Below are 16,393 nucleotides of genomic sequence, written 5' to 3'. Positions count from 1 at the left end.
TCATTGCCGCGCAGCATCACGGTGGCACCGCAGACCAGCGGGGCGTACAGCTGCTCGACGAAGGCATCGAAGTTGAACGTGGCAAATTGCAGCACGCAATCGGACGCGTGGATATCGGAATACCACTGGGCCACGAAGGCGTGGCGGGTCAAGGCACCATGGCTGATGGCCACGCCCTTCGGCCGACCGGTCGAGCCGGAGGTGAAGATCACGTAGGCCAGGTTGTCGGCGTGCACGCGGTTGAGCGGGTCGCTGTCGGAGCCGTTGCCGTCGTCAGGCGTATCCAGCAGCAGGCACTGCACCTGCGCGTCCAGTGCCAGCGTTTCGCGCAAGTGCGACTGGGTCAACAGCAACGCGACGCGGCTGTCCTCGACCATCTGCTGCAGGCGCTCTTGGGGGAATTTCGGGTCGAGCGGTACATAGCCGCCGCCTGCCTTGAGCACGGCCAGCAGGGCAACGACCATCGGCGCATCGCGCTCGGCGGCGATGCCGACCAGCACGTCGGGGCCCACGCCTTGGGCGATCAAGCGGTGCGCCAGGCGGTTGGCCGCTGCGTTGAGCTGGGCGTAGGTCAGCTCGGTGGTTTCAGTGATCAGCGCAGTGTGGTTCGGAACGCGCCGGGCCTGCTGCTCGAACAGCACATGGGCAGGCGCCAGGCTTGGGTATTCACCGGCGGCCATGCCCCAGTCCTGCACCGGGGCGCGAAGACGCCCCTCTTCGAACAGCTTCAGCTCGCCCAGGCAACGCTGGGGCGAGCCGTCGGCCATCTGCGCCAGGAGATGGGCCAGTTGGCTTGCAACCTGGGCAATGCACTCGGCACTGAACTGCGCAGCGTCATAGCTGTAATGCAACAACAGGTCGGCCCCGGTGCTGACGCTCAGCGTCAGCGGGTAGTTGTTCTGCTCATGGCTGTGCACGTCGCCAAAGTGCAGGTCACTGACGCCGCCCTGCTGCAGCGCCTCGGACACGGGGTAGTTTTCGAAGACCAGCAAGGTATCGAACAATCCATCGCCGCCCTGCCCGGCCCAGCGCTGCACATCACTCAGCGCGCTGTGTTCGTGGTCCCGGAGTGCCAGGTTGATGCCCTGTACGGTCTGTAACCAACCCGCCAGCGCTTGTTGCGGTTCAGGCCGCGCGACCACGGGCAAGGTATTGATGAACAAGCCGATCTGCTGCTCGATGCCCTGCAATTGCGTAGGCCGGCCCGCCACCGTAGCCCCGAATGTCACGCTGTCGTGACCGGTGTAGCGCTGCAACAGCAACAGCCAGGCGGCCTGCACGAGCGTGTTGAGGGTGACTTTCTGCTGACGGGCAAAGCCGTGCAACTGTTCGGTCATCGCAGCGTCCAGGCGCCATTTGAATTCGCCTTGCCCACTCTGGCCGGTGGCGGCGCACTTGAGCGCACGGCTGAGCCAGGTCGGCTCGTCAAGGGTGGCGAACTGCGTGCGCCAGAAGGCCTCGCTGACCCGTTTGTCCTGGCGTTGCAGCCAGCCGATATAGTCGCTGTAGCGCCCATTGAGGCTGTGTACCGCCTGGCCTGCGTAGTGCTGCAACACCTCGCCGAGCAACTGCGAATTACTCCAGCCGTCGAGCAGGATGTGATGGCTGGTATAGATCAGTTGATACCGATCATCCCCCGTGCGGGCCAGCGTCAGGCGCAGCAGTGGCGCCTGGGCCAGGTCGAAGCCTTGCTCGCGTTCGGCATCGGCCAGGCGCGTCAGTGCAGCGTCGAGATCTGCATGGCCACGCAAGTCGATTTCACGGCATGGCAGCTGCACCTGCTTGCGCACCCACTGCAGCGGCTGGGCCAGCCCGCCTTGCCAGAGGAGCCCGCTGCGCAATATGTCGTGCCGCTGCACCACCGCCTGCCAAGCCTCCCGAAAACGCTCAGGCGCCAGCCCCTGGACGCTGACCGACAGCTGGTTGATGTAGTCGCCCCCTTGCTGCTCCAGCAAGCTGTGGAACAGCATGCCCTGCTGCATGGGCGAGAGCGGGTACAGGTCCTGAACGTCCGCCCAGGGCAGGCCAAGGGCGTCCAGTTGTGACGGGTCGAGCATGGCCAGCGGGAAGTCCGAAGGCGTCACCCCGGCACTGTCCGGTAGCAGACAGTGGGCGACCAGCTGGTTCAGCTCGCGTGCGTAATCCTGCGCCAGGCGTTCGATGTCGGTGCGCTCGAACATCGCTTCGCTGAAGGTCCAGCCCAAGCGCAATTGGCCTGCGTACACCTGGCCGTTGATGCTCAGCCAGTTGCCCAGCGGCGCCTCGGCGCCCTGTTCGGCGCCGGCGTCCTCGCTGGCTGGCACGAACAGGGCGCCTTGATCGCTGGCAAAGCTGCCGTCGAACTGGCCCAGGTAGTTGAAGGTGATGCGCGGCTCGGCCAGGCCGTTCAAGGCTGCCTGCGACTGGGCGCTGCCCATGTAGCGCAAGGCGCCGTAGCCGATGCCCTTGTCGGGAATCGCGCGCAGTTGCTGCTTGACGGTCTTGATCGTGTCGGTCACGTCACCTGCACTGTCCAGGCGCACCGGGAAGGCGCTGGTGAACCAGCCCACCGTGCGGGTCAGGTCGACATCGTCGAACAGGTCTTCACGGCCGTGCCCTTCAAGCTGGATCAGCGCCGAAGCCTGCCCGGTCCAGCGGCAGATCACGCGGGTCAGCGCGGTCAGCAGCAGGTCGTTGACTTGGGTGCGGTAGGCCGCCGGGGCTTGTTGCAGCAGTTGCCGGGTCAGCGTGTCGTCCAGGCGCGTGTGTACCGTACAGGCATGGCGCTTTTCAAGGCTGGCGTGAGGACGCGCGCCTGGCAGGTCGTCGACGGCGCCTTCGACCTGCGCCTGCCAGTACGGCAGCTGTTCGGCCAGGGCCGGGGTTTGGGCCAGTGCCTGCAGGCGTTCTGCCCACTGCTTGTAGGCCGTGGTCTTGGCCGGCAGCGACAGCGCCTGGCCTGCCAGGCACTGCGAGTAGGCCTGCTGCAGATCGTCGAACAGAATGCGCCAGGACACACCGTCCACGACCAGGTGATGAACCACCAGCAACAGCCGCTGACTGCCATCGTCCAGCTCCGCCAGCACAGCCCGCAGCAGTGGCCCTTGGTGCAGGTCGAGGCTGCGCTGGGCCTGCTCGCACAACGCGGTCAGGGCCTGGCCGCGCGCGACCGTGGCATGCCACAGCAGCGGCGCCTGCTCCTCGGCGCCCTGTTGCTGGGCCGCAGCCCGGTGCCAGGCGAGCCCGGCTTGGGCATCGAAGTGCAGGCGCAAGGCATCATGGTGCAGCACCAGCGCCTGCAACGCCGCCTCCAGCACCCGTGGCTGCAACGCCTGCGTCGGCGCCAGCAGCACGGACTGGTTCCAGTGATGCGCATCGGCAATGCCTTGGGCGAAGAACCAGCGCTGGATGGCCAGCAGCGGCAGGCTGCCAGCGACCGGGCCCTGGTCGATGCGGGCGACCTCGCCAAAACGGGCCACACCGGCCAGGGCCTGCACGGTCTGGTGCAGGAACAGGTCTTTGGGGCTGAGCACGATGCCGGCCTGACGGGCCCGGCTGACCACCTGGATCGAGATGATCGAATCGCCGCCCAATTCGAAGAAATTGTCGGTCACCCCAACCTGAGGGACCTTCAGCACCGCCTGCCAAATCTGCACCAACGCCTGCTCGAGCGGGCTGCTGGCGGCCACGTGCTGGCCTTGCAGCTGGGTCAGGTCGACTGCTGGCAGGGCCTGGCGGTCGATCTTGCCGTTGGGGGTCAGGGGCATGCGTTCGAGCAACTGCACGTGCGTGGGCACCATGTAGTCAGGCAGGTCCACCTTCAAACGGCGCTTGATCGATTCGCGGCGCTCAGCCTGGGCCTGATGATCGGACGCCAGTTGCGGCGCGTCGTCGCTCACCACGTAGCCGACCAGTTGCTGGCCGCTCGGGCCGGCCTGGGCCACCACCACCGCTTCGCGCACACCCGGCACCGCCAGCAGGCGAGCTTCCACCTCGCCCAACTCGATACGAAAACCTCGCACCTTGACCTGGCGGTCGATGCGCCCGAGGTAATCGATGATGCCGCTGCTGCGCAGGCTTACCCGATCACCGCTGCGGTACAGCCGGGCACCGTTGCCGAACGGGTCCGGTACGAACCTTTCGGCAGTGAGCGCCGGGCGCTTGAGGTAGCCACGGGCCAAACCCTGCCCGCCCAGGTACAACTCTCCCGGGATGGCCAGGGGCAACAGGTTCAGGTCGGCATCGAGCACATACGCGCGCCGTTCACCGACGCGATCACCAATGGGCGCATAGGCTGCGCCGCAGCGGTCCTGTTCGCCGGCTTTCCAGATCAGGGGGGTGACCACGGTTTCGGTAGGGCCGTAGCCATTGATGATGTAGGTCGGGCGCAGTGCGCGCCGGGCCATGGCGTAGCTGGCCTCGGACACCGCATCGCCGCCGAAGCAGTACACCCGCATCGGCGGTGGGTTGCCGTCGCGCTCGGCGTGCTCGGCCAGTTGCTGAAGGTAGACCGGTGGAAACGCCGCGACCGTCACCCCATGCTCATGCATGGCGGCATAGGTTTGCTCCGGCGTCCACAGCTGCGGGTCGCGGATCAGCAGCGAAGCGCCGTGGGTCAGGGGCGTGAGCCAGCGCTCGTGGGCACCGTCGAAGGCGAACGACATGAAGTGCAGTTCGCAGTCGGCTGGCGTCATTTCGTAGCGCTCGCCAATCGCCCGGCAGTGCATGGCGATGGGGCCATGGGCTACCGCCACCCCTTTGGGCAGGCCGGTGGAACCCGAGGTGTAGATGACGTAGGCCAGGTTATCGGCCTGGGCGGCGTTCGCCGGCGCGTGGCAGGGTTGCGCGGCCAGGTCCATGTGGTCCAGGGCCAGGGTTGCCAACCCCTCAGGGACCGGCAGGCGCTGCATGAGCGCGCTGTCGCTGAGCAGCAGGGCCATGCCACTGTCCTGCATCAGGTAGGCCAGGCGTTCGCGGGGGTATTGCGGATCGAGCGGCGTATAGGCACCGCCGGCCTTGAGCACCGCCAACAGGCTCACGACCATCTCAAGGCCACGCTCCAGGGCGATACCGACCAGCACTTCCGGCCCGACCCCGGCTGTGACCAGGGCATGGGCCAGGCGGTTGGCCTGCTGATCGAGCTGGGCAAAGCTCATGCGCTGCTCGCCAAACAACAAGGCGGTGGCCTGCGGGGTTTGCGCAGCCCACTGGGCAATGCGCTCGTGCACCAGCGGGCCGTCGGCGTGACGCAGGTCCGGGGCGTTGCGCACAGCGTGCAGGTGCTCATGCTCATCGACGGCCAGCATCGGCAGCGCAGCAATGCAGCGCGACGGGTCGGCGACGAGGCTGCGCAGCAGGGTCAGCCAATGGCGCCCCAGGCGCTCGATGGTGGCGGCATCGAACAGGTCGCACGCATAGGTCAGCGACGCCCACAGGCCGTCTTCGCCCTCCACGGTGTCCAGCGTCAGGTCGAACGAGGCGCTGTGGCTTTCCCAGAACAGTCCTTCGATATCGAGCCCAGGCACCTGCCGGGTGCGTTGGTCGCGGCCTTGGCGCTGGTGGTTGTACATCACCTGGAACAACGGGTTGTGGCTCAGGCTGCGGTCTGGCTGCAAAGCTTCGACCAGTTGTTCGAACGGCAGGTCCTGATGCGCCTGGGCACCGAGCACCGTCTGCTTGACCTGTTGCAGCAACGCCGGGAAGGCCAAGGCCCCCTGCACATCGGCGCGCAGCACCTGCGTGTTGACGAAGAAGCCCAGCAGGCGATCGGTCTCGACCCGGTTGCGGTTGGCGTTGGGCACCCCGACGCGAATATCGGTCTGGCCGGTGTAGCGGTGCAGCAGCACCTGGAACGACGCCAGCAACAGCATGAACAGCGTGACCTGTTGCTGCTGCGCCAGGCCTTGCAAGGCTTCGCTCAGGGCGCTGTCGATGGGCAGGTCGACACGCGCGCCGCGCAGGCTTGGCTGGGCCGCACGCGGACGGTCGGTGGGCAACTCCAGCACAGGTTGATGCGCGCCCAGTTGCTCACGCCAGTAGGCCAGTTGCTGCTCGCTGCCGCCGGCTTCCATCCAGCGACGCTGCCAGATGGCGTAGTCGGCGTATTGAATGGGCAGCGCGGGCAGCTCGACCGCCCGCCCGTGGACGAAGCCCAAGTACAGCTGCATCAGCTCATCGACCATGACCTGCATCGACCAGCCATCGGAGACGATGTGGTGCTGCACCATCACCAGCACATGTTCTTCGTCAGCCACCGTCAGCAGCCCCAGCCGTACCAGCGGACCGTGTTCGAGGTCGAAGGGCCTGGCGATCTGCTGCTCGATCAACGCCTGTACCTGGGCGTCTTGGTGCTCGGGTGCCAGGGTGGCCGGCAGGTGCAACGGCTCGATCGCGATCGGCAGGGCGCCATGCACGCGCTGGCAGGGCCGCTCCTCCTCCACCACGAAGGTGGTGCGCAGGGTCTCGTGGCGTGCCACCAGGGCATCGAACGCCTGCTGCAAGGCCTGGGTGTCGAGGTGGCCGCGCAGGCGCAGGGCGGTAGGGATGTGAGAGGCGCTGCTGCCTGGCTCCAACTGCCAGAGGAACCACTGGCGCTCCTGGGCGAAGGACAGCGGCAAGCTGTCCAACTGCTCGCGGATGACCGGAATCGGCAGGTTGCCGGGCGAGACCTTTTGTTCGGCCATCTTGGCCAGGTACTGACGGCGCTTGTCCACGGGCAAGGCGATGAAGCGTTGGGCAATGCGCAGGGCGCTGGCGTGATCCATTACACCGCCTCCATTTCGTCGAGCAAGCTTTCGAGCTGGTCAAGGGTGGAGGCATCCACCGCTCCGCCTTCGCGCTCCAGTTGGCGGGCCAGCTCGCCCAGGGTGGGGTATTGGAAAATCAATTGCGCAGTTGCCTTCATACCAAGCTCGAGTTGAATGCGTGAGACCAGGCTCACGACGAGAAGAGAGTGACCGCCCAGGTCGAAGAAATGGTCGTTCAAGCCGACCTTGTCGAGCTGGAGCAGGTCCTGCCAGATCGCTGCCAGTTGGCACTCGACCGGGCGTTGCGGGGCTTCGTAGCCCTGTTGTTGTGGCGCGGCCTGGGGCAGCGGCAAGGCCTTGCGGTCCAGCTTGCCATTGGGGCTGAGCGGCCACTGTTCCAGCAGCAGCCATTGGCCGGGCACCATGTAGCCGGGCAAGTTGGCCTTGAGGTGAGCCTTGAGGCGCTCGCGCAGCAGCGCCTGGCGCGTGGCCTCCAGGTCAGCGCCGGCGACCAGCACGTAGCCGACCAGTTGCGCACCGGCGGCGCCAGGCTGAGCCAGCACGACCGCTTCACGGACTTCGGCCACCTCCAGCAGGCGCGCCTCGATCTCACCCAGCTCGATGCGCTGGCCACGGATCTTCACCTGGTGGTCCAGGCGACCGAGGTATTCCAGTACGCCGTCGGCGCGGTAACGCACCAGGTCGCCCGTGCGGTACAAACGCTCGCCATTACCCACAGGACTTGCCACGAAGCGCTCGGCGGTCAACGCCGGGCGGCGGTGATACCCACGGGCCAGGCCCACGCCGCCCAGGTACAACTCACCGGCCACCCCCGGCACGACCGGCTGCAGGGCCGCGTCCAGTACATAAGTGTGCAGGTTGGCAATGGGGCGCCCGATGGGCACGCTGTCGCTGCCCTCCTCCACGCAAGTCCAGTGGGTGACGTCGATGGCGGCTTCGGTCGGGCCGTACAAGTTGTACAGGCCGGCCTTGGGCAGGCGTGCGAACACCTGGCTCTGGGCATCGAGCGCCAGTGCCTCGCCGCTGCAGAGAATGCGCCGCAGGCTGTGGCACCCGTCCAGGTCCGGCGATTGCAGGAACACCTGCAGCATCGACGGCACGAAGTGCAACGTGCTGATGCCATGCTGCTCGATCAGGGCCACCAGTTGCGCCGGGTCGCGGTGCGCGCCGGGTTCGGCCACCACCAGTTGGGCGCCGGTCATCAACGGCCAGAAGAACTCCCACACCGACACGTCGAAGCTGAACGGCGTCTTCTGCAGCACCCGGTCGGCGGCGGTCAGTTCATAGGCCTGTTGCATCCAGTACAGGCGGTTGGCCAGGGCGACGTGGCGGTTGCCGGCACCCTTGGGCTTGCCAGTGGAGCCGGAGGTGTAGATCACGTAGGCCAGGTGCTCCGGCGCCAGGTCGACCTGCGGGTTCGGTACGTCAACCGGGTCCGCCTGCGGGGCCAGCAGCTCGAGCGTCGCCAGCCCTTCGGGCACCGGCAGGCGCAAGCCTGGTGCATGCAGCAGCAAGGCCATGCGGCTGTCCTCGATCATGTAGGCCAGGCGTTCCTCGGGGTAGTCCGGGTCCAGCGGCAGGTAGGCGCCACCGGCCTTGAGGATGGCCAGCAGGCCGATGACCAGCTCCAGCGACCGCTCGGCGGCGATGCCTACCAGCACGTCCGGGCCAACGCCGCGATCGATCAACTGCCAGGCCAGGCCATTGGCGGCGTTGTTGAGTTGGCGATAGGTGAGTTGACGCGCGCCGAACACCACGGCGGCCGCCTCGGGGCTGCGCTGGGCTTGCTGCTCGATCAGGCGGTGGACGCAGTGCTCATCGGGGTAACGCTGAGCGGTCTGGTTCCAGGTGCGCGCAGTGTCCAGCTGCCGTGCGTCCATCAGGGGCAGCTCGGCCACTCGTGCCCCAGGGCTGGCAAGCATGCCGCGCAGCAGGGTTTGCCAATGGCTGGCCATGCGCTCAAGCGTGCTGGTTTCGAACAGGTCGGTGGCAAAGGTCCAGGTCGCCCCTAGGCCGTCGGGTGTCTCGAAGGTGTCCAGGGCCAGGTCGAACTGGGCACTGTGGTGTTCGCCGCTCAGGGTCTGGACATCGAGCTGCGGCACCTTGAAGCCGTCACCCAGCTGCTGGTCGAGCAGGTTGCGGTGGGTGAACATCACCTGGAACAGCGGATTGTGGCTCAGGCTGCGTGCCGGCTGCAGGGCTTCGACCAGCTGCTCGAACGGCAGGTCCTGATGCTGCTGGGCGCCCAGCGCGGCTTGGCGCACTTGTTCCAACAGCGCCTCTACGGTCAGCTGCCCATCGAAGCGCCCACGCAAGACCTGGGTATTGACGAAGAAGCCGATCAGACGCTCGGTCTCCAGGCGATGGCGGTTAGCGACGGGCACGCCGACACGGATGTCGTCCTGGCCGCTGTAGCGCTGCAACAGTGCTTGGAACGAGGCCAGCAGCAGCATGAACAGCGTGACGTTGTGCTGCTGCGCCAGCTGTTGCAGGCCCGTGGTCAGCTGCGTGTCCAAGGTCAGCCCCAGGCGGGCACCGCGGTAGCTCTGCACGGCAGGACGCGGGTGATCGGTGGGCAACTCCAGCACCACCGGCTCATCGCCCAGTTGCTCACGCCAGTACATCAGCTGACGCTCGCGTTCACCGGCTGCCAGCCAGTCGCGCTGCCAGTGGGCGTAGTCCAGGTACTGGACGGGCAGCGGCGCAAGGTTCGGCTGCGCGCCGCTTGTCAGGCTGGCATAGCTCTGCATCCATTCATCGACCATCACCTGCATCGACCAGCCATCGGAAACGATGTGGTGCTGAACCAAGGTCAGCACGTGGTCCTGTGCCCCCAGTTTCAGCACACCGATGCGCAGCAACGGCCCATTGACCAAGTCGAAAGGCTGGGCGGTCTGGGCCTGGATAAAGGCCTGGATCAGTGTGCCCTCCTCGTCTTCGCCCGCAACGGATTGCACCGGCACAGGCAAACGCCAGTGGGCGTGGATGACCGGACGAACCTGGGCCTGCTCCTGGATGAAGGTGGTGCGCAGGCTTTCGTGGCGCTGCACCAGCAGGTTGAAGCTGTCTTCCAGCGCTTGCAGGTCCAGCTCGCCACGCAGGCGCAGGGCCATGGGGATGTGATAGGCGCTGCTGTGCGGCTCCAGCTGCCACAAGAACCACTGCCGCTCCTGGGCGAACGACAGCTGCAGCGGCTGGTTGCGGTCCACGGGGGCGATCGGTGCGGCGCGGTGGCCTTGCAGAGCGCTCACGGCCTGGGTAAAGGCGTGCAGGGTGCTGTGTTCGAACAGCAGCGCCAGCGGCACCTCCAGGTCCAGTTCCTGGGCAACGCGCGAAATCACCTGGGTGGCGAGCAGCGAGTGCCCGCCCAAGTCGAAGAAGTGATCGGCCATGCCTACCTGGTCCAGGTGCAACACCTGGCTCCAGATGGCTGCAACGGTGCACTCGAGCTCAGTGCTCGGTGCCTGGAAGGCCTGCCGGGCCTGTTCCAGATCAGGCGCAGGCAAGGCCTTGCGGTCCAGCTTGCCGTTGGGGCTCAAGGGCATCGCCGCCAGCCAGACCAGGTGCGAAGGCACCATGTAGGCCGGCAAGGCCTCGGCCAACCGGGCCTTGAGCTGGGCTTGCCAGGCTGCTAGATCAGCAGGCGGGTATGGGTCGGCCACGTAGCCGACCAGGTGCTGACCTTGGGCATCCTCTCGGGCCACGACCACGGTTTCACCCGCACCGGCCACTTCCAGCAGGCGCGCCTCGATCTCACCCAGCTCGATGCGCTGGCCACGGATCTTCACTTGGTGGTCCAGGCGACCGAGGTATTCCAGCACGCCGTCGGCGCGGTAACGCACCAGGTCGCCCGTGCGGTACAAGCGCTCGCCATTACCCACAGGACTTGCCACGAAGCGCTCGGCGGTCAGCGCCGGGCGGCGGTGATACCCACGGGCCAGGCCCACCCCGCCCAGGTACAACTCACCGGCCACCCCCGGCACGACCGGCTGCAGGGCCGCGTCCAGTACATAAGTGTGCAGGTTGGCAATGGGGCGCCCGATGGGCACGCTGTCGCTGCCCTCCTCCACGCAAGTCCAGTGGGTGACGTCGATGGCGGCTTCGGTCGGGCCGTACAAGTTGTACAGGCCGGCCTTGGGCAGGCGTGCGAACACCTGGGCCTGGGCATCGAGCGCCAGTGCCTCGCCGCTGCAGAGAATGCGCCGCAGGCTGTGGCACCCGTCCAGGTCCGGCGATTGCAGGAACACCTGCAGCATCGACGGCACGAAGTGCAACGTGCTGATGCCATGCTGCTCGATCAGGGCCACCAGTTGCGCCGGGTCGCGGTGCGCGCCGGGTTCGGCCACCACCAGTTGGGCGCCGGTCATCAACGGCCAGAAGAACTCCCACACCGACACGTCGAAGCTGAACGGCGTCTTCTGCAGCACCCGGTCGGCGGCGGTCAGTTCATAGGCCTGTTGCATCCAGTACAGGCGGTTGGCCAGGGCGACGTGGCGGTTGCCGGCACCCTTGGGCTTGCCAGTGGAGCCGGAGGTGTAGATCACGTAGGCCAGGTGCTCCGGCGCCAGGTCGACCTGCGGGTTCGGTACGTCAACCGGATCCGCCTGCGGGGCCAGCAGCTCGAGCGTCGCCAGCCCTTCGGGCACCGGCAGGCGCAAGCCTGGTGCATGCAGCAGCAAGGCCATGCGGCTGTCCTCGATCATGTAGGCCAGGCGTTCCTCGGGGTAGTCCGGGCCCAGCGGCAGGTAGGCGCCACCGGCCTTGAGGATGGCCAGCAGGCCGATGACCAGCTCCAGCGAACGCTCGGCGGCGATGCCTACCAGCACGTCCGGGCCAACGCCGCGATCGATCAACTGCCAGGCCAGGCCATTGGCGGCGTTGTTGAGTTGGCGATAGGTGAGTTGACGTGCGCCGAACACCACGGCGGTCGCCTCGGGGCTGCGCTGGGCCTGCTGCTCGATCAGGCGGTGGACGCAGTATTGCTCGGGGTAACGCTGAGCAGTCTGGTTCCAGGTGCGCAGGCCGTGCTGTTCACTGGCAGCGAGCATCGGCAGCTCGCCAATGGCCTGTGCAGGGCAGGCAACCATGCCGCGCAGCAGGGTCTGCCAGTGACCGGCCATACGCTCGAGGGTGGCGGCTTCGAACAGGTCGGCGGCGTACACCAGGGCCACGGAAATGCCCTGCGGCGTTTCCAGGGTTTCAAGGGACAACTCGAACTGCGCGGCGCCGCCATCGAGCAGCAGTTCGCGAGCCTGCAAACCTGGCAGGCTAGTGCCGGTCGCGGTGGCGCCGACAGTGCTGAGATGGTTGTACATCACCTGGAACAGCGGGTTGTGATTCAGCGCACGCTGGGGGTTGAGCACTTCCACCAGGCGGTCGAAGGGCAGGTCCTGGTTGGCCTGGGCCGACAACGTCACCTCCTTGACCGTCTGCAGCCAATGGCCCGCCGATTGCTCAGGCTGCGGGCACAAGCGCATGACCAGGGTGTTGACGAAAAAGCCCACCACCGCCTCCAGCTCCTGGCTGTTGCGGTTGTTCACTGGCACCCCGATGCGCACGTCCGGCTGGCCGCTGTAGCGTTGCAACAGCAAGGCGAAGGTACCCAGGAACAGTTGGAACAAGGTGACGCCCTGGGCCTGGGCCAACTCGCGTACTTGACGCTCCAGGTCCTGCGGCAGGCGCAGGTCAAGGCGCCCGCCACGGTCGCTGAGCTGCGCCGTGCGCGGGTGATCGGTCGGCAGCGACAGCACCACCGGTTCACTACCCAGGCGTTCGACCCAATAGGCCTGCTGGCGCTGCATCTCGCCTTGGTCCAGCCACTGGCGCTGCCAGTGGGCGTAGTCGGCGTACTGCACCACCAGCGGTTGCAGAGCGGACGTATGGCCGGCACTGAAGGCGCTGTAGAGGTCGACGAATTCGTGCACCAACAGGCTCATGGACCAGCCGTCGGAGGTGATGTGGTGCAGCGTGAGCACCAGCACCCATTCATCAATCGCGCGCTCGATCACCTTGACCCGCATCAGGGGGCCTTGGTGCAGGTCGAACAGGCGCGTGATTTCGGCGCGCACCGCAAGCTCCAGCTGGGGTTGGCTGGCATCGGGCAAGGCCATCCATTGCAGGTCCACCGCCCCGGCCGGCTGCACCTGCTGGTAAAGCTGGCCATCCTCCTGGACGAACGTGGTGCGCAAGGCTTCGTGCCGTGCCAGCAAGGTGTCCATCGCCCGCTGCAAGGCCTGGCGATCAAGCTGGCCCTGCAGCCGCACGGCCAGCGGGGTGTGATAGGCGGTGCTCTGGGGCTGCAAGGTCCAGTACAGCCATTGGCGCTGCTGGGCGAACGACGCCGGCAGGCGCTCGCTGCGCGGCAGTGCCGCAATGGCCGCCTGTTCGCGGTAGCGCTCGCAGTGCTCCAGCGCCTGGGCCAGTTCACCCAGGTTGGCCGTGTCGAACATGGCCCGCAGCGGCAGGTCGAGCCCCAGTTGGCGGCGCACACGCGAGACGATCTGCACGGCCAGTAACGAGTGGCCGCCCAGGCTGAAGAAGTTGTCGCCAAGGCCGACTGCCGGCACTTTGAGCACCTGTTCCCAGATGCCCGCCAGGGCACGTTGGCGCTCAGTTACCGGCGGCACATGGGCATCGGCGGCACGCGCCTGGGTCGGCTGAGGCAGCGCGCGGGCGTCGAGCTTGCCGTTGGCGGTCAGGGGCATGACGGCCAGGGCCTGATAGGTGCTGGGCAGCATGTAGTCAGGCAGACGCGCTTGCAGCCACGCCTCCAGCTGCGCTTGCGCGTCAGTGTCCGCGTAGACCACATAGGCCACCAGTTGCGCATGGGCGGCTTCGCCCACCAGCAGCACGGCCGCGTCGCGCACCTGGGGCGCTGCACGCAGGGCCAGCAGCACTTCATCCAGGTCGATGCGGTAGCCGCGCAGCTTGACCTGGCGATCGACACGGCCAAGGAACGCCAGCTCGCCCGAGGGCAGGCGACGCACCCGGTCACCTGTGCGATACAGGCGCGCACCCGGTGCACCGAAGGGGTCAGGCACGAAGCGCTCGGCGGTCATGCCTGGACGGTTCTGGTACCCACGGGCAAGGCCAGCGCCACCGATGTACAACTCACCGTGGCTGCCCGGCGCCTGCAGTTGCAGGCCGGTATCGAGCACCTGGGTGCGGGTGTTGGGCAATGGCCGGCCCAGCACGATGGGGCTGTCTGCCGCGCTGAGGTTCTGGGTCAGTACGCCGACGGTGGTTTCGGTCGGGCCGTAGTGGTTGATGATGTCGCAGCGGCCCAAGGCGCGCAGGCGTTCGATCAGTGCAGGCGAACAGGCCTCGCCACCGAGCACCAGGCAGCGAGCAGGCAGCACCTGTTGCGGTTGATCGGCGCCCAGCAGCGCCTCCAGGTGCGACGGCACGATTTTCAGCACGTCGATGCCATGGCCTTGCATATAGGCGCCGAAGCGCTGCGGGTCGAGGGCCACGTCCTGCTCGATGATGTGCAGCGACCGCCCGGAGCACAATGCGCCGAACAGCACGGTATGCCCCAGGTCCGCAGCCAGGGTGGAGACCACCGCCATGTTGCTTGCGCCCTGCAGCGGCAAGGTCTGGAAAATGCCTTGCAGGTAGTTGCCCAGGGCGCCGTGGCTGACGGCCACACCCTTGGCGGTGCCGGTGGAACCGGAGGTGTAGATGACGTAGGCCAGCTCGCCAGCGTGGACGGGGCGCTGCGGGCCCTGCGCACTCATTTCAGGGCGGGCGGGGTCGAGCAGCAGGGTCGTCACCCCGGCGATGTGCGGCAGGCTGGCTTGCAACGCCTGCTGGGTCAGCAGCACACCGACCCGGCTGTCTTCGATCATGTAGGCCAGCCGCTGGGCAGGGAATGCCGGGTCCAGCGGTACATAAGCTGCCCCGGCCTTCCACACGGCCAGCAGGCCGATCACCATTTCCAACGAGCGCCCGGCGGCCAGGCCAACGCACACCTGAGCACCGACGCCCAGCTCGACCAGTTGCAGGGCCAGCGCGTTGGCGCGGGCGTCCAGCTCGGCGTAGCTCAGGCATTGGCCGGCGAATGTCAGCGCCAAGGCATCGGGAACGCGCTGCACCTGGGCCTCGAACATCTCCAGTGCCGACGGCGCTGCTGGTGCCTGCGGGCCCGTGGCCTGCTGCTGCAAAAGTGCCGTCTGGTGCGCATCGAGCAAAGGCAGTTGGTCCAGTTGCTGGTCGGCATCCTCGCTCATCGCTTGCAGCAGTTGCAGCCAGTGCCCGGCCATGCGGGCGATGGTGGCCGGTTCGAACAGCTCGCTGGCATAGGTCAGCGAGGCATGCAGACGACCGCCGCGCTCGAAGGTGGTCAGGGTCAGGTCGAAGGGCGTGGGGCGGCTGCTCGCCTCCAGTGGGCGCAGCTCCAACCCCTCGCCCACCGTCATTACCTCGATATCGGCAACGTTGGGCAAGTGGTTGTACATCACCTGGAACAGCGGGTTATGGCTGAGGCTGCGGTCAAGGTCCAGGGCCTCGACCAGCTGTTCGAAGGGCAGGTCCTGGTGCGCCTGGGCACCGGCGGTGGTCTGTTTTACGGCGGCCAGCAGGCTGGCGACCGACTGATGCCCGTGCAGGCAGGTGCGCAGCACTTGGGTGTTGACGAACAAACCGATCAAGCCTTCGACCTCGGCCCGGTTGCGGTTGGCCACGGGCACGCCGATGCGCAGATCGGTCTGGCCGGTGTGGCGGTACAGCAGCACATTGAATGCCGCCAGCAGCACCATGAACAAGGTCACGTTGTGCTGGCGCGCCAAGGCCCGCAGTTGATCAGCCAGGGCCGGGTCGATGACCAGCTCGTGACGTTGGCCGCGCTGGCTGGCCACCGCCGGGCGTGGAAAATCGGTGGCCAGCTCCAGCAACGGCTGCTCATCGCCCAACTGCTCGCGCCAGTAGCCCAACTGCCGCGCCTGCTCACCGGCTTCCAGCCACTTGCGTTGCCACAGCGCATAGTCCATGTACTGGACAGGCAAGGCCGGTAGCGCTGGTTCAAGGCCTGCGGCAAAGGCCTGGTAAGCCTGGACGAACTCGTCGATGAGCACGTTCATCGACCAGCCGTCGGACACGATGTGGTGCAGGGTCAGCAGCAGCACGTGCTCCTGCGCCCCAAGCCGCAGCAAGGTGACGCGCATCAAGGGGCCGACGGCCAGATCGAAGGGTTGCAGCGCCTCGTGTTCGGCCAGCTCGCGCACACCGCGCGCTTGGGCATCGGCGTCCAGGTCAACCAGGCTGTGCTTGGCCACGTGCATCGGGTACTTGGCCGCTACCTGCCGAGCCTGGCCGTCTTCGCCTTCGGCGAATACCGTGCGCAGGCTCTGGTGGCGTGCTACCAGGCAAGCAAAGGCCTGCTCCAGCGCCGCCTCGTCCAGAGGCCCGCTCAAGCGCACGGCGCTGGGCAGGTTATAGGCACTGCTGCGCGGGTCCAACTGCCAGAGAAACCACATGCGCTGCTGGGCATAGGACAGTGCATCACGGTCCGGGACCTGCACGTCGGCGGCGATGGGGAATTGGGAAAAGTCGATGCCTTCGGCGCGCAGGCCATCCAGAAACAGATGACGCTTGTCCACTGGCAGCTCTATGAAACGGCGGGCAAGCTTGAGGGACTTATCGGCATTCAT

Annotated in this window: 2 protein-coding genes (1 of these 2 cut by a window edge); both read right to left on the bottom strand. The window is 66.7% G+C overall.

Annotated features, from left to right (window positions below):
• On the bottom strand, window positions 1–6,743 hold the 5' portion of the coding sequence (locus FH041_RS02605) for a non-ribosomal peptide synthase/polyketide synthase (protein ID WP_140174154.1). 10,945 nt of this gene lie to the left of the window's left edge; only the first 6,743 of its 17,688 coding nucleotides appear in the window; its start codon is at window positions 6,741–6,743; its stop codon lies off the left edge, out of view.
• Window positions 6,743–16,393: a non-ribosomal peptide synthetase gene (locus FH041_RS02600; RefSeq protein ID WP_140174153.1), complete on the bottom strand. Its 9,651-nt coding sequence runs from the start codon at window positions 16,391–16,393 to the stop codon at window positions 6,743–6,745. The genes FH041_RS02605 and FH041_RS02600 overlap by 1 nt, the downstream gene beginning before the upstream one ends.

The organism is Pseudomonas sp. SWI7 (assembly GCF_006351945.1).
In the GTDB taxonomy this organism is placed as follows: domain Bacteria; phylum Pseudomonadota; class Gammaproteobacteria; order Pseudomonadales; family Pseudomonadaceae; genus Aquipseudomonas; species Aquipseudomonas fulva.
The sequence above is the reverse complement of the archived record's forward strand: the minus strand, read 5'-3'. Positions and strand labels throughout refer to the sequence as shown.